At 61.6% G+C, this 15941-nt stretch carries 12 protein-coding genes; all 12 read right to left on the bottom strand.

From position 1 onward, the window contains the following. Window positions 1-2 precede the first annotated feature (2 nt). Entirely contained in the window at window positions 3-1319 is a 1317-nt protein-coding gene (gene ftsZ, locus LG376_RS07625; protein WP_005328909.1) for a cell division protein FtsZ, read from the bottom strand. 312 nt (window positions 1320-1631) lie between these two features. Further along, window positions 1632-2303 carry a cell division protein FtsQ/DivIB gene (locus LG376_RS07620; protein WP_225746726.1) on the bottom strand — a complete coding sequence of 224 codons (672 nt, stop codon included), beginning with the start codon at window positions 2301-2303 and terminating at the stop codon, window positions 1632-1634. Next, window positions 2303-3766, bottom strand: coding sequence for a UDP-N-acetylmuramate--L-alanine ligase (murC, locus tag LG376_RS07615; protein ID WP_225746725.1), 1464 nt, complete (start codon window positions 3764-3766; stop codon window positions 2303-2305). Before murC ends, LG376_RS07620 begins: the two co-directional genes overlap by 1 nt. Next, entirely contained in the window at window positions 3767-4867 is a 1101-nt protein-coding gene (gene murG / locus LG376_RS07610; RefSeq protein ID WP_225746724.1) for an undecaprenyldiphospho-muramoylpentapeptide beta-N-acetylglucosaminyltransferase, read from the bottom strand. A gap of 23 nt (window positions 4868-4890) precedes the next feature. Further along, window positions 4891-6291 (bottom strand): FtsW/RodA/SpoVE family cell cycle protein, encoded by a 1401-nt coding sequence (locus LG376_RS07605; RefSeq protein WP_225746723.1) that lies wholly within the window; start codon window positions 6289-6291, stop codon window positions 4891-4893. 29 nt (window positions 6292-6320) lie between these two features. Continuing rightward, window positions 6321-7712, bottom strand: a complete 1392-nt coding sequence (gene murD / locus LG376_RS07600; RefSeq protein WP_225746722.1) for a UDP-N-acetylmuramoyl-L-alanine--D-glutamate ligase — start codon at window positions 7710-7712, stop codon at window positions 6321-6323. Between the two features lie 42 nt (window positions 7713-7754). Then, on the bottom strand, window positions 7755-8861 hold the full coding sequence (gene mraY, locus LG376_RS07595) for a phospho-N-acetylmuramoyl-pentapeptide-transferase (RefSeq protein ID WP_005324508.1): 1107 nt from the start codon (window positions 8859-8861) through the stop codon (window positions 7755-7757). A 30-nt stretch (window positions 8862-8891) separates the two neighbouring features. After that, window positions 8892-10421, bottom strand: coding sequence for a UDP-N-acetylmuramoyl-tripeptide--D-alanyl-D-alanine ligase (gene murF / locus LG376_RS07590; protein WP_225746721.1), 1530 nt, complete (start codon window positions 10419-10421; stop codon window positions 8892-8894). A gap of 2 nt (window positions 10422-10423) precedes the next feature. Next, a complete protein-coding gene (locus tag LG376_RS07585) occupies window positions 10424-11959 on the bottom strand; it encodes a UDP-N-acetylmuramoyl-L-alanyl-D-glutamate--2,6-diaminopimelate ligase (protein ID WP_225746720.1) in 1536 nt (511 codons plus the stop codon). A gap of 9 nt (window positions 11960-11968) precedes the next feature. Continuing rightward, window positions 11969-13840: a peptidoglycan D,D-transpeptidase FtsI family protein gene (locus LG376_RS07580; protein ID WP_370633402.1), complete on the bottom strand. Its 1872-nt coding sequence runs from the start codon at window positions 13838-13840 to the stop codon at window positions 11969-11971. 195 nt (window positions 13841-14035) lie between these two features. Continuing rightward, window positions 14036-14833, bottom strand: a complete 798-nt coding sequence (locus LG376_RS07575) for a hypothetical protein (RefSeq protein ID WP_225746719.1) — start codon at window positions 14831-14833, stop codon at window positions 14036-14038. After that, window positions 14830-15870, bottom strand: a complete 1041-nt coding sequence (gene rsmH / locus LG376_RS07570) for a 16S rRNA (cytosine(1402)-N(4))-methyltransferase RsmH (RefSeq protein WP_225746718.1) — start codon at window positions 15868-15870, stop codon at window positions 14830-14832. Before rsmH ends, LG376_RS07575 begins: the two co-directional genes overlap by 4 nt. Window positions 15871-15941 lie beyond the last annotated feature (71 nt).

The raw sequence follows: 15941 nt of genomic DNA, 5'->3' as shown, positions 1-15941 counted from the left end.
GCTTAGCGCATGAAGGAAGGCACGTCCAGATCGTCGTCGCCGTCATCGTCACGACGCTGCGACGGGCGGGACAAACGGTAGTCATCGCGGCGCTCCTCGCGGGAGAAACGGTCAGAGTTGGTGAACAGACCGCTAGATTCTGGGCGACGCTCCTCGGCAGGACGCTGCGGGGTGTAGCGCTCTCGCTCCTGGCCGGCGCGCGGCTCGTAGGAGTGGCGCGGGGAGTAGTCATCCTGTACTGGCTGAGAAGCAGCAGGCTGCGCCGGTGCCGGGGTGACGGGCTCTGCGGTCTCGCGCTGGCGATTGTCAAAAAGGGAGCCGGGCTTGCGCTGTTCCTGCTGCGGCTGCTGCGCAGCGGCCTGGGTCATATTGGCCTCGGCATCGAAACCGGTGGCAATAATGGTGATGCGGATTTCATCACCCAGGGTGTCATCGATGATGGTACCGAAGATGAGGTTGACGTCTTCGTCAGCGCGCTCTTCCACCATGGAGGCAGCGGCGTTTACTTCGTGCAGGCCAAGATCGGAGCCGCCGGCGATGGACAGCAGCACGCCCTTGGCGCCTTCCATCGTGGATTCCAACAGCGGGGAGTTAATGGCTTGCTCAGCAGCGGTCATGGCGCGGTTATCACCGCGGGCGGAACCGATACCCATGAGCGCGGAGCCAGCGTCAGACATGACGGAGCGAACGTCCGCAAAGTCGACGTTGATCATGCCCGGGATGGTGATCAGGTTGGTAATACCCTGCACACCATTGTGCAGCACCTCATCGGCAGCGCGGAAAGCCTCAACGATGGAAAGCTCTTCCCCACCGAGCTGCATCAGGCGATCGTTCGGGATGACGATGAGGGTATCGCAGACCTCGCGCAGCTCCTCAATACCGGCCATGGCCTGGCGGGTACGGCGAGCGCCTTCGAACTTAAACGGGCGGGTGACAACACCGACGGTCAGCGCACCCATTTTCTTCGCGATAGACGCCACGACTGGAGCAGCACCGGTGCCGGTGCCGCCACCCTCGCCGGCAGTCACGAAGACCATATCGGAGCCCTCGAGGGCGTCTTCAATTTCGGACTTGTGGTCTTCTGCGGAGGTCTTGCCTACCTCAGGGTTAGCGCCGGCACCGAGGCCGCGGGTGGCCTCACGGCCAATGTCGAGCTTGGTATCTGCGTCAGAGAAGATGAGGGCCTGGGAGTCCGTGTTGATGGCGACGAACTGCACGCCCTTGAGGCCTTCTTCGATCATGCGGTTCACGGCGTTGACGCCGCCACCGCCGACGCCGACGACCTTGATATCCGCGAGATTGTTATTGGAAGAGATCATGTGAGTTGGTCTCACCTTTCGCTACTTTAAGTCTGCACGTGCATTAAACGAGGAATGTAATGCGGTCCGCCGAGGGCGAATCGCGTTCCTTTCCATCTTTAACGACAGCGGTGTAATTTTCACGCACATTTTCCGCGTGTCGAGACCCTCAAGTTCCACTTTAGGGTTTCTCACCTGCGGTTTTATAAGTCACACCCGCATCATCCGCCCCATGGTTCAGGCACTAAAAAGAGCCCGTGCAGCGCACACGCCTAAGCGGTGCTGCACGGGCCCACAAGAGCGATAAAGGCACTTGCGGGGGCACCCGTCGCCCTATCCGCGGGTGGTGACCAACTCAGGGTTGGAAATATTCCACTCGCGGCCTTCCATCTTCAACACTGTGGCAAAGGCATGCGCCTTGTCCTCATCGTTAGAATCGCTGGCACCCCAGAAGACGCGCCGGTCATCTTTAGTGGTGAAAGTCAGCGAGTACTCGTCCACTACTTCGAGCTTTGCTACTTGGTTGCGGACGTCGTCGGAAAGCGCTGCGATCGCTCGCACGGCATCCTGGGTTTGCGGCGAGCCACTATCGACGGAGCCCGTAACCTCAACCGCGCCCGCGGGAGGCTCAGCGGAGGTAAATCCCTCGCCCTTATCATCGATCAGGTAGGGCTTATTATCGCGCTTTACAAACGCCACGGCCTTGTGCTCGGACACGTTGATGGTCAAGGTCGAAGGGAAATCGCGGGAGACTGTCGCCGAATCGACCCAGTCCAATCCAGCAACGCCGGAAGCTGCCTCACGCGCGTTAACGCGTAGCAAATTTTCGCCCTTGGGAACCCCAGAGGCCTCCTCCACCTGTGCGGGATCAAGCTGGTGGACACCTTCCACCTGAAAATTGCGTACCTTCAGGACGGGAACTGTCCACATCACGGCGGCCGCTATGAGGGCCACAGCGACAATTGCGGCGATGACCCCAGCGATGAGCTTTGCGGATACACGCACTAGCTTGCCCGCAATTCATCGAGGATTTCTGCTGCCACCATGGTTACCGAGCCAGCACCAATGGTCAGCACCACATCGCCCGGCTCCACCACCGACACGACGTCGCGGGCAGCGGCGGAAAAATCCGGCTCGAAGATGACCTGCATATCAGCGGGCATCTTATCGGTAATGATGCGAGAGGTAATTCCCTCCACCGGCTGTTCGCGAGCGCCGTAGATGTCGAGTACCACGGCGGCGTCGGCAAGCGAGAGTGCCTGGGCAAACTCGGCGTCGAATTCCATGGTGCGCGAGTACAGGTGCGGCTGGAAGCAGGCAATGACGCGCCCGCCGTGGCCTTCCGCCTCAACCTTGGCGCGCGCGGCCCGCAGCACCGCCGCAACCTCGGTGGGATGGTGGGCATAATCATCAAAGACGCGCACGGGTTTGCCCTGCTTGTCGACGCTCCCCCGGTACTCAAAGCGCCGGCGCACACCGCCAAAATCAGCCAATCCCTCGGCGATAGCGGCCGGGGTGCCGCCGGAGAGCACGCCGGCGATCAAGGCACCCATGGAATTGAGCACCATGTGGTGGCCTGGGATCTGCAGCTCGTAGCGCACGGTTTCAGAAACGCCAGGAAGGTCGAGCTTGACGATGGTCTCCATGCCTTCCGCGGTGGTCTCTTCGCGGACCAACTCGGCGGCCAGTGGCACAGTAGAGGTAAAAGACTTCTCCGGCGAGCCGTAGGCCACGACGTTGATGCCGCGCTCCAGCGCCCGCTCGCCAGCCCGGGCAGCGTGCTCGTCTTCGGCGCACACAACGAGGTAGCCGGTCTCCGGGGTGACCAAGTCAGCAAAGTCATCGAAGACTTGGAAATAGGCTTCCTCGCTGTGGAAAAAGTCGAGGTGATCGGGCTCGATAGTCGTGAGCACCGCGATGTCAGGGCTATAGCGCAGCAGGGAGGCATCAGATTCATCGGCCTCGGCGACGAAAGCTTCCCCGGAGCCACCGTGGGCATTGGTGCCCGCGCGGTTGAGCTGGCCGCCGATGGCGAAGGAGGGATCAAGACCCGCATGTTGCATCGCGCTCACGGCCATCGACGTGGTGGAGGTTTTGCCATGGGTGCCAGCCAGCAACACCTGCTTGTGGCCTTCCATCAAGGCGGCGAGCAGATCGGAGCGGCGAATTACCGGGATATCGTTGTCCTTTGCGGCTACCAGCTCGGGGTTGTCTTGGGGGATGGCGGCAAAAGAAGTAACGACGACGGTGGGCAGTTCACCAGACAGTCGCAGGTTATCCGCGGCGTGGCCGATGGCGACCTTGGCACCCATGGTGCGCAGCACCTCAACCGGGGTGGAGTCTTTGACATCGGAGCCTGTGACTACTCCGCCGCGAGCGGCGAGGATTCGTGCGAGCCCTGACATGCCGGAACCACCAATGCCGATGAGGTGGACGCGGCGCAGATCGTAGTGTGCGGGATCAGTCATTTACTTATCCTTCCTTCCAGCGGCGTCTTCGGCCTCGGATACGCGGGCGGCGATGCGGTCTGCGATGGAATTTGCCACGTCTCCGGCGCTGGCATGGGCGGCGGCGTGCGTCATCGACTCGAGGCGTTGCGGGTCATCGAGAATGCCGCGTACCTCGGAGATGAGTCGCTCTGCGGTCAGCTCCGCATCCGGAATCTGGATGGCAGCGCCTGCCTCGACCACGTCGCGGGAATTGAGCGCCTGTTCGCCATTGCCGTGCGGCAGCGGAACGTAAATGGCCGGAAGGCCTGCGGCGGATACTTCGGCAACGGTCATGGCGCCGGAGCGGCACACGACGAGGTCGGCTACCGCAAGTGCGGAGCCCATGTCCTCGATATACGGCAGTGCGGCGTAGTTCGGGTGTTCTGCGGGCGGATCATTCTTCTTGCCATAGGCGTGCAGTAGCTGGAAGTCCTGTGCCAGGTCCTCCACCGCTCCAGCAACAGCGCGGTTGATGCTGACCGCGCCTTGGGACCCACCGGTGATGAGGACGGTGGGAAGCTCGGCCAAGTTCCACTTGGTGCGCGCGTCTGCGGCCAGGTTGCCATCCGGGTCCTCCGCTAGGCTCGGGCGAACGGGAATGCCGACGACCTCGCCCGGCATGCCGGAATCGGGGTGTGCATTGAGTCCAATTCCGCCCATCTTCACGCCGAGCTTATTGGCCATTCCAGCCAAAGCATTGGTTTCAAGAACATAGAACGGGATGCCAAGCGAACGCGCAGCGATATAAGCCGGGCCGGCCACGTAGCCGCCGGTACCAAAGACGACATCCGCCGCGACGTCTTTGAGCACCTGCTTGGCCTCCCCCACCGCGCGAGAGAGGTTAAACGGTAGCTTGAAGAGCTGCGCGTTGACCTTGCGCGGGATTGGCACGGGGGTAATCAGGCTAAGGTCCACGCCGCGGGCGGGAATGATATCGCGCTCGAGGCCCTTTTCGGTACCGAGGGCGGTGATGCGTGCGCCGTGGCGCTCGCGCAAAGCTTCGCCTACGGCGAGGGCGGGTTCAATGTGTCCGGCGGTGCCGCCACCTGCGATGACGACGGAAATAGGCGTGGAATTCATAGCCTAAAGGCTACCAGCGCCACCTATCGATAGCGGCGCTCGGCGCGCGGATAGCGGCGGCCGCTTCCGGTCACGGGGCGACCAAAGCGCTCCTCGCGCACGCGGAACCGCGGCTCCTGCGGTCGAGCGTGACGGCCCTGCTGCTTCTTTTTCGGCTGCGGCACCGGCTGTGGCTCGCCGATGAAAAGGAGACGGTCGAACAGCGGGCGACCGAAATTCTGCATGGCGGAAATCTGCATCGGCTCATGACGCGCCACGTTGCACAAGATGCCCATCGAGCCGATCGTGATGATCGCCGCGGTACCGCCGGCCGAAATCATGGGCAACTGAATACCGGTTACCGGCAGCAGGCCAATGACGTAGCCAATATTCACGAAGGCCTGCGTGACCACACCGATGGTCAGCGTTGCGGCCAGCAGGGACTGGAACTGGTTCTGTGCGCGCATCGCGGTGCGCAGGCCCACATAGCCCAGTGCGGCGAAGAGCACGATGACGAGCGCACCGCCCCACCAGCCGAGTTCCTCACCCACGATGGCGAAAATAAAGTCATTTTTCGCCTCGGGCAGGTAGAACCACTTGGCACGGGATTGGCCAATGCCAACGCCCCAGAAGCCGCCGTCGGCAAGCGAGAGAAAGCCCTGATAGGACTGGAAACCCGTACCTTGAGTATCGGAGATATTGCCCACGAGGGCGTCGAAATAGGTGTGGAAGCGGTTGGACCGGAAGCCGCCAGAAAGGAAGATAAACAGCAAACCACACACGGCTGCGACGCCGATGGTCGCCGGAACGCGCCAGTCGACACCCGCGAAAATCAGGGTGAAGACAACCACGAGGGCCAAGGACAAAGCCATACCGAAGTCACCCTGAAGGACGATGAGCAAGAACATAACGCCGGCAATGAGGGAGTACATCATGAAGGGATCCGTCACCTTCATGGATTTGTGCTCCTTATCCGCCAATACGGTCGCACCAAACATGCCTACGGCGACGCGGGCAAGCTCCGAGGGCTGCAGGGAGAACGGCCCCAAGTAAATCCAGGACTGGGAACCTACCTCTTCACGGCCGGTACCGATGCCAGGGATCAGCACCGCGATGAGCAAAATGATGGACAAACCCACAATCCACGGCACGCATTTGCGCAGGGTATGCGGCGAGACCTTGAGACCAAACCAAAAGGCAACGAGACCCAAGAACACCATCACGCACTGGCGCAATGCTTGGTTCCATACTCCGCCGTCCTCGGTCAGGGAAGTAGCCATGGAGGAAGAAAAGACCATGAGCACGCCGATGCCCACGAGGAAGAAGATGATAAAGCGCAGCAGCTGGTAATCAAGGCCTGCTTCCTGGCGGGCTCGCTCGCGCAGCTCGCGAACGCGGTCGCCAAAACTCTTGGAGCGCGGGCGCTGCTGGGAGGTGGCCGTCATGTGTTCTCCTGATCCTTAAATCTATAGCTCTAATTGCGGGTAAGCTCCCGCGCGGCCGCGGCGAATACATCACCGCGTTGAGCCATGCCGGTATACATGTCTAACGATGCCGCAGCCGGCGCCAAAAGAACGGTATCCCCGGCACCGGCGTGTTGCAGTGCAGCCTCCACCGCAGCATTCATGGCTGCGAAAGGCTCCTGCGTTTCGATGACGTCCACCGGGGCATGCGGCGCGTGGGCGGCGAGGGCCCGGGCGACCTCTTTCCTATCCACGCCCAGGACTACCGCGGCTTTGATGTGGGCGGCGTGCTTGGCGACGAGCCCGTCCACCTCCGCGCCTTTCAACTGCCCGCCGGCAATCCAGACCACGGAATTGAGCCCCTTGAGCGCCGCATCCGCCGCATGCGGGTTGGTGGCCTTGGAATTATCGATGAACGTGATGCCGGAATGCTCATGGACCACAGCGCCGCGGTGCCCGGCGACGGTATATGCGGCCAGCCCCTGCGCAATGGACTCTGGGGTGGCGCCTGCCAGACGCGCGACGCTGGCTGCGGCCGCAGCGTCTAGAACTCCTGCCAGACCGGCGGGCTCAATGCCCTCTGCGGACGCGAGATCCTCGCGCTTCTCGCTAAGCCGCGAGACAAGACGGCCGGCACTTACGCCCACCTCTCCCTGTATAGGTTCAGCAGCAGTAAAGCCGAAGAGGTCTGCGGTATCCGCGGCGTAGTGGACCGCCTCGGCGTCATCCTTGCCCACCACAGCGATTTCACCGGAGAGCACCTTGGCCTTCGCGCGGGCATAGGCATCAAACGATCCGTGCCAATCCAGGTGGTCATCAGCCAAATTCAGTAGCACGCCCACATCCGGGCGCACATGGCTGGACCAATGCAACTGGAAAGAAGATAGCTCGGCGCAGAGAACGTCGACGCGGGGGGTGGCCGTGAGGGCGTCGAAAAGCGAAACGCCGATATTGCCCACCGCCAGTGCGCGCTTGCCGGTGCGCTCTGCATCTGCCTGCATAATCTGGGCCAACATACCGGTAGTCGTGGTTTTGCCGTTGGTTCCGGTAACTACCAGCCAGGTACGCGGCGCGCCGAAGACGCCCGCACGATCCAGGCGGTAGGCCAGCTCCACGTCACCGATGACCTCTACCCCAGCGTCCTGGAAAGCAACCAACAAAGGCGAATCGGGACGCCAGCCCGGCGAAGTAACCACAAGGTCAAAATCGCCCTGGGCGGCAGAATCGACGGAGACGGTTGCTACCCCGAATTCCTCCGCCAATTCCGCCAGCGCGGTCTCGTTGGAATCTGCAACGGTGGTATCCACCCCGAGGCTTGCCAGCATAGCGACGCAACCGCGCCCCGATACTCCCGCCCCGGCCACGAGCACTCGCCCGCGCAACGAGGATGGCAACTCGGTCATCTCTATTCCTCTTTCCTCGATAAAGCTAAAAAGGCGTGAGTCTTAGGAAGCAAAGCCGACGGCGGACAGCCAGTCGCCGTAGAAGATGCATACGCCGGCGATAGCGGCCATGGCGCTTAGCAGCCAGAAGCGGGTGACCACGGCGGTCTCGGCCCAGCCACCATTTTCAAAGTGGTGGTGGATGGGCGCCATGCGGAAGAAGCGCTTGCCGGTGCTGCGGAAGACGATGATCTGGATAACTACGGAGACCGTCTCAATCACGAAGATGGCGCCGATGATGATCATGAGCAGTTCGGTGCGAGTCGTCACCGAGAGGCCGGCGACGAGGCCGCCGAGCGCAAGCGAACCGGTATCGCCCATGAAGATCTTTGCCGGTGCGGCATTCCACCACAAAAAGCCCAAGCAACCGCCCAGGCCGGCTGCAGCCAGCACAGCCAAATCGAGCGGATCGCGAACTTCATAGCACCCTGCCGCTGGCGAGACGGCGCAAGAGTTGCGGAATTGCCAGAAGGAAATCAGTGCGTAGGCGCCCATCACCATCGCGGTGGTGCCGGCGGCCAAGCCGTCGAGTCCGTCGGTGAGGTTCACGGCGTTCGACCACGCAGCAATGAGTAGATAGAGAAAGACCAGGAAAACGATGGTGCCGATGATGGCGCCACCCACGGCGATGTCGAAGGTTTCAAAATCGCGAACGAAGGAAAGGTTAGTAGACGCTGGGGTCAATCCGTGCTCGTCTGGGAACTGCAGCGCCAGGATTCCGAAGATGAGCGCCACGGCCAGCTGACCTACCAGCTTGGCGGTCTTGTTCAGGCCGAGGTTGCGCTTTTTGAACAGCTTGATGAAGTCATCGGCAAAACCCAAGCCGCCAAGGCCCATCGTGAGGAAATAAACCAAGAGACCAGAGGGGCTAAAACCACCGTTACCGGTCACGCGGGCATAAGTTCCCACCACGAGGTAGGCCACGGTGATAGCCAGCAAAATCGCGAGACCGCCCATGGTGGGCGTGCCGCGCTTGCGCAAGTGCAGTTGCGGCCCGTCCTCGCGAATTTCTTGCCCCTTGCCTACCCCGGAAAAGTAGCGGACCAACATGGGAGTGGTAAAGATCGCGACGAGGAAGCTGAGGATGCCCGCGATAATGATCTGAGTCATTGCTAGAGGTCTTTCTCCTTGTACTGAGGACTAATGGCGATTGAGCTGTTCTGCCACGCGCCACAGGCGCTGGGCATTCGATGACTTGATGAGGACTACATCTTTGGCCTCGCGCCCCGTCCAATCTTCGATGCCGGCAGGCGCTACCCTAATGATGTCTTCGACCGCCGCCGCAGCGGCGTCAACATCCGGGCTGATAGTAGTATTTATACCCCGCGCCTGTGCGGCCTCAACCATGGCCCTCATATTATCGTTGTCTCCCACGGCCACGAGGTGGTCAACGTGGTACTTGGAAAGCACCTCTCCCAATGCGCGGTGGGCGGCCACTGCTTCTCCGCCGAGCTCGCCCATCTCACCGAGCACGGCGATGGCGCGGGCATCCGGTCGGGCGGCCGAGGTATAGGCCAGCGCGGCAATGGCCGCATGCATGGAATCGGGGTTGGCGTTATAGGAATCATCGATGGTGGTTACTCCATCGCGGCGGGTACGCACGTCCATGCGGTGTTCCGAGGCATTCTGGTGCCCGGATAGCGCGTTGGCTACCACCTGCGGGTCCATGCCCGATTCGATGGCCGCAGCGGCCGCTGCCAACGCGTTAGAGACCTGATGCTTGCCAAAGACCTGCAGCTTCACCGGAAGCGGGTCCGTTCCCGGCGCATGCAGCACAAACGAGGGGCGGGCAACGTCATCGAGCTGGATATCGCTGGCGTAGTACTGGGCGTCGGAAGCCGGCGGCTTATTGGCCGAGTAGTAGACGACCTTGGCCGAAGTGCGCGGCGCCATGCCGGCGACGAAGGGATCATCGGCATTGAGCACAGCGACGCCGCCCTCAGCGGCCGAGGGCAAGGCTTCCACGAGCTCGCCCTTGGCCTGGGCAATATTCTCGCGGGAGCCAAACTCACCCAAGTGCGCGGTACCAACATTGAGTACCACGCCGACCGTGGGCGCGGTGATGGTGGTCAAGTGGCGGATATGACCGATGCCGCGGGCAGACATTTCGGCAACCAGGAAGCGGGTATGCTCATCGCAGCGCAACGCGGTATACGGCAGGCCGACCTCGTTATTAAAGGAGCCGGGAGGAGCCACGGTGTCGCCCTCAGCGCGGAAAATCGTGGCCAGTAGGTCCTTGGTGGAGGTCTTTCCGGCCGAGCCGGTTACGCCGACGATGTCTAGGCCCTGCTCGGCGGTCAGGCGGCGCGTGACTTCTCTCGCGATATCGGATAGCGCCTGCACCACCGCGGCAGCCGAGCCGTCCTCGTCGTGGGCATAGATATCCGCGTTGGCGGCATCACCGGTTACGCGGCCTTGGGGCTTGACGACGACCGCCGGAACCCCCACCGGCCGCGCAGCCAACACCGCCACTGCGCCCTGCTCGATGGCCTTTTCGGCATAGTCGTGGCCATCCACACGGGCGCCGGGCAAGGCAAGGAAGAGCCCGCCCTTGGTTACCTTGCGGGAATCGAATTCGATGAACCCGGTAACGCGCTGGTCTGGGTCAGACACGCAATCGAGGCTGCCCCCGGTGATTTCGGCAATATCGGCAATAGAAAGTGGAATCATGTCTACTCCTTCGCATCCCCAAGGGTATCGCGGTGCGGGGTTCCGGCCAGCTTTTCCTCGATAGCGCGGGCCATTTCCTCGCGGTCATCAAAGTGCAACGTCTTTCCGTTCACGAGCTGTCCCACCTCGTGGCCCTTGCCCACGACGATGACGGCATCGCCCGGCTCGGCCCAATCGACGACCTCATCGATGGCACGGGCGCGGGAGCCTACCTCGCGGATATCGCCTTCTGGGGCGGCGTCACGTGCGCCAGCCATCACCGCCGCGCGAATGGTGGCGGGGTCCTCGGAGCGCGGGTTGTCATCGGTAACCACGGTAAGGTCTGCGCGGCTGGCTGCGGCTGCGCCCATGATGGGGCGCTTAGTGCTATCGCGGTCTCCGCCGGCGCCGACGACGATGCCGACGCGGCCCGTGGTTCCCTCCAGCTGGCCGCGCAGGGTGTCGAGCACCGCAGCGATGGCCGCGGGCTTATGCGCGTAGTCCACCACGGCCACAAAGTCTTGGCCGCGGTCGATGCGCTCCATGCGGCCGGGGACTGCGACCTTCTCCACTCCCGATAGGAACTCCGCTGGGTCCTCTCCTACCGCGGTGGCCATGCCGAGCGCCAAGCAGGCATTGGCGATATTGAACTCGCCAGGCAGCGGCAGCCGGAAGGTGAAATCGGCACCGTCATAGTTCAAGGCCACCTCCTGGGCACCGGTGGCCTCAGTGGCGGTTTGGCGCGCGCTAATCGTGGCCGCAGCGCCCTGGGTGGCCACCGTAGTCACTGGGTGGCCGGCGCTCTTGGCGACGCCGCGCATGCGCTCGCCCCACTCATCATCGATGCAGAGGACGGCTCGTTCGGCCGCCTGCTCCCCGGCGAAGAGCTTCGCTTTTGCCTGGAAGTAGTCCTCCATGGTGGGGTGAAAATCAAGGTGGTCCTGGCTCAGGTTTGTAAACCCGCCTACCGCAAACCGAGTTCCGCGCACGCGTCCCAGCTCCAGCGCATGCGAGGACACTTCCATCACCACGTGGGTAACGCCCTCGTTCTTCATGCGCGCGAAAAGCTCTTGTAGGGTCGGCGCCTCAGGCGTGGTGAGCGAGGTGGGAACCGGCGTGCGGTTGATACGGGTACCGGTGGTTCCGATAAGGCCCACAGAATGCCCGGCGTGGAGCAGGCCAGCCTCCAGCAGGTAGCTGGTGGTGGTCTTGCCGGAGGTGCCGGTAACGCCGATAACCGTCAGGTCGCGGGTGGGGTGGCCATAAATCTCGGCGGAGATTGGACCGAGCACGGCTCGAATATCCTCCACCACCACAATGGGGCGGGTCTCTTGGGCCTTGGTAAGCAGGTCGAGTCCGGCGGCGTCGGTAAGCACAGCTCCCGCCTTGGTATCGCGAGCGAACTGCGCGCCGTGTACGCGCGTGCCCGGCAGGGCGGCAAAGAGCGCGCCTTCCGGCAAACGGGAAGAATCCAGCCCGCACGCGGAAACCTCCACGGTGGCATCACCAATGACGCGCCCGCCAGAAAGCTGGGCGAGAGTATCCAAAGAAACGGTCATACTAAGCTCCTATTGTGCCCGCAGGGTCAGCCGCGGTGCTGGTTTCGAAGTCGGAATATTGTCACGATTAAGTAGCCACGAGGCGATATCGCGGAAGATAGGTGCCGCCGACTGGCCGCCGCCTCCATTGTCCTCCACGCCGGACTTAGGCTCATCCAGCATGACGGCAACAACGAAGCGCGGATCATCGGCCGGCGCAATGCCGGCAAAGGTGATCCAATAGGCGGAATTCGAATACGCCCAGGTATTTGGGTCCACCTTCTGGGCCGTACCGGTCTTGCCGGAAAGCTGATAGCCCTTAAGCTGCGCATTGCCGGCCGTACCATTTTGCAGGCCGGCATCATCGTCCTGGGAGACGGCGCGGAACATATCCACCGTGGTTTTGGCAGTCTCCGGGCTTACCACCTGGTTCTTTTCCGGTTCCTCTAGCTTTTCGTCCTTGCCGTCTGGGCCCTTGACCGAGTCAATGATGCGCGGCTCGATACGCTCGCCGCCATTGGCCAACGCTTGGTAGACGCTGGCCATCTGCAAGGTGGTCCACGACTGGCCCTGGCCAATAGGCAGGTTAGCGAAGGTGCCGCCGGACCATTGCTCCAAGTCTGGGACGCTGCCGGCCGATTCGTTCGGCAGCTCAATACCGGTGGTATTGCCCAACCCAAACTTCTTGAGGTACTCGGCGTACTTTTCTTGGCCCAACTTATCGGCGATCATCAAGGTACCGACGTTGGAGGACTTACCAAAGATGCCGGTGGTGGTATACGGCTCGGTGCCGTGTTCCCAGGCATCATTGACCGTCACGCCCGCCATATCGATGGAACCGGGGACCTGGTGCACCTCATCCGGGGTGGTCACGCCCTCCTGCAGTGCAGCAGCCGCGGTAACCACCTTGGCTACAGAACCCGGCTCATAAGGATGGGAAACGCTGCGGTTTTCAAAGTCCTTACCCTCATCAAGCTGATCCTCAACATTCTTATTGGGATCCACGGTATCGGTATTGGCCATGGCAAGCACCTGACCGGTGGCAGCATCGAGAACTACTGCTTCCGCACCAGAAGCCTTGGAGTTGGCCTTGGCCTTTTCCAGCTTCTGCTGAACGTAGGTCTGCAGGTCCAGATCCAAAGTGAGGGTGACGTCGCGACCATCAACGGTATCCACGACGTCACGCAGAGTGCCTGGAATCACCTGGCCATCTGCGGAGACGTCCTCGGTGGACTGGCCGTCAATGCCAGTAAGCTCCGTATCGCGCGCGGCCTCGAAACCGAACTGGCCATGGCCGTCCATCGACACCTTGCCCACAACGTTTTCACCAATGGCGCCGTTGGGGTACTGGCGAATGTCTTGGCGGTCCGCTGCCACTCCGTGGTACTTATTGGCGATCTCCACGGCAACATCCGGATCGACGTTGCGCACCAGTACCTCATACTGGGTATCGGCTTTCAGCTTATTGAGGATGTCGTCCTTATCCACCTTGGAGGTAGAGGCGCCGGAATCCTCAATCAGCTTCGGGATTCCCTCAGACATGTCCTTGAGGGTCTCCTCCATCTTCTTGGTGAGGAAGCTATCCAGCTTCTTATCATCCATGCCCTCTGTCGAGCCATCTTTCTGGGCCTCGATCTCGGCCTTGTCCTTTAGCTCATCGCGCAGGCGGGTCGGTGAGACGGTCAAGGAACGAGACTTCATCGTGTAGGCCAAGCGCTGGCCATCGCGGTCTAAGATTTCTCCCCTGCGGGCCGGCTCGATATAAACGCGCTCGCGCTGCGTTACGGCCTTGGCGGAAAGGTCCGGGCCCCACACGAGCTGTACCCAGGCCAAGCGGCCAGCGAGGACAACCATCGCCACGAGCACCACGGATACGATGATGCGCAGGCGTTTGCGCATCATCTTCTTTTGCGGCACCGCGGAGCTGGTCGAGCGGCGCGGGCGGCGCCTAGCCTTACTTGGCGTAGTCACAGTCCAGTGTCACCTTCCCTATTTCCGCCACAATTTCTTGCGTGTATTGATTGTGCCCTACAAAAGTGAGAATGCCCGCGCCACCACGCGCGAGCATCATCTTTTTCACCGATTATTCTTCCCTAGCTACTCGGCGCGGCTGGCATACGGCGCACGGGCCGGAAGGTTAGGTCGCGCATTCTCCTGGGCGGCACCGGCATCGCTGGTCTCACGGTCCGAGTTGCGGTCGCCGGCATCGCCACCATTGCTGGTGCGCTGCTGTCCCTGTGGCACGGCATTGAGGGAATCCGACATCCCCTCCGTATCCTTTGGGTCGCTAGAAGCCTGGCCCGGGCGGATTGGTTCACCGTTGACATCAATGAGCTTTTCGGTATCCGGGGTGCCTTCGCGCTTGTCGACGATCTTTCCATCGCCGCCAACTTCCGCAATACCCGGCTGCTTGGGAATAGCCATTCCCATTTCATCCGCGCGGCGCGCAATATCAGCAGAAGAGCTGAGATTCTCCGCATCGCGGTTGAGGGTCTCAATCTGGTTATCCAGTTGGGAATCCTGCACGGTCAGCTGCTGGATGGCAAAGGTTTGCTTGGTAGACAGACCCGACAGCCACATGGCCAAAGCCACGCCGACGATAAGCAGCGTGAGGGAAATGACGCCCAACCGGGTAAGGAGCCCGTTCTTCTTCGTCTGCGGCTGCAGCTGACGGCCACGGAAGCTCACTACCTGCTTCGAACCCAGGCGCTTCGTGCTGCGGTGCGGCACGCGAGTGCGGCTCGGAGCACGCTTGGTGCTAGGACGCTCGCGCAGCGCCGTCGGGGCTCCGGTATCGATTCCGGTGGTGAAGTCTCGGCTGGCGCCCATGGTGCGAGTGGCCTCTCTGTCGCGGCTGTCAGTCTTTAGGTGGTTGCGGCGTGGGATGGTGCTCATTGCCTGCCTCCCGGCGGTAGAAATTCTGGCATTCCCTCGAGTCTTTCGATGGCACGAACACGCACCGACGCGGCTCGCGAATTTTCCGCGACCTCCTCTTCAGAGGCCTTTTCCGCCCCGCGCGTAACGATCTTGAACTTCGGCGCGGTGCCCGGAAGATCCATCGGCAACCCAGCCGGCGTCTTGGACGTAGTCAGTTCTTTGAAGGCTGCTTTAACGATGCGGTCTTCCAAAGATTGGTAGCTCATGAATACGGCACGGCCGCCTTCTGAAAGCGCCTGGGTTATGACCGGCAGGACATTTTCGATAGCTTCCAACTCGCGGTTGACCTCAACCCGCAGCGCCTGGAAGGTGCGCTTGGCGGGGTGCCCTCCGGTACGGCGGGTCGCAGCGGGAATGACATCATACAGCAGCTCAACGAGCCGCGCGGAGTTCTCGAAAGGCTCCTTGTCGCGCTCTTTCAACACGGCGGAGGCAATTTTTCCCGCGAAACGCTCATCACCATAGGTTTTGAGGACGCGAGCCAAGTCACCGTGCGTATAGGTATTAAGCACATCCGCCGCAGTAATCCCCTGCGAAGGGTCCATGCGCATATCCAGCGGTGCATCCGCCTTATAAGCGAATCCGCGGTCAGCCTGGTCTAGCTGCATTGAGGAAACACCAAGGTCAAAAAGGGCGCCGGCAATGCCTACAGAGCGAGCCGAATCAAAGATATCGCCCTCCCCTTCCGCGATGGCGCTGCCCAGCTCATCGAATCGTGCATTAACGCCAACGAAGCGATCGCCGTAGGGCGCAAGACGTTCGGTTGCATTGCGCAGCGCCTGCTTATCGCGGTCAACGCCAATGACTCGAGCCTTGGGGAAAGATTCCAGGAAGTAGCGAGTGTGGCCACCGGCACCCAAGGTGGCGTCGACAAGCACTGCCTTATCCCCCGCCGCTTCTACCTGGGGGCGTAGGAGATCAGCCATGCGCTCGCGCATGACCGGCACGTGGCCGTGGTTTTCGGCCACATCATAATTTAGGTCTTTGGTAGCCATGTCTCCCCGCAACCCCCTTTCTCAAATTCCCTGACTTCCAGTGGTGGAAAGCATGCGAGTGCGTATAGGGC

Origin of the sequence: Corynebacterium sp. Marseille-P4611, from assembly GCF_916618765.1 — a bacterium.
Lineage (GTDB): Bacteria > Actinomycetota > Actinomycetes > Mycobacteriales > Mycobacteriaceae > Corynebacterium > Corynebacterium marquesiae.
The sequence above is the reverse complement of the archived record's forward strand: the minus strand, read 5'-3'. Positions and strand labels throughout refer to the sequence as shown.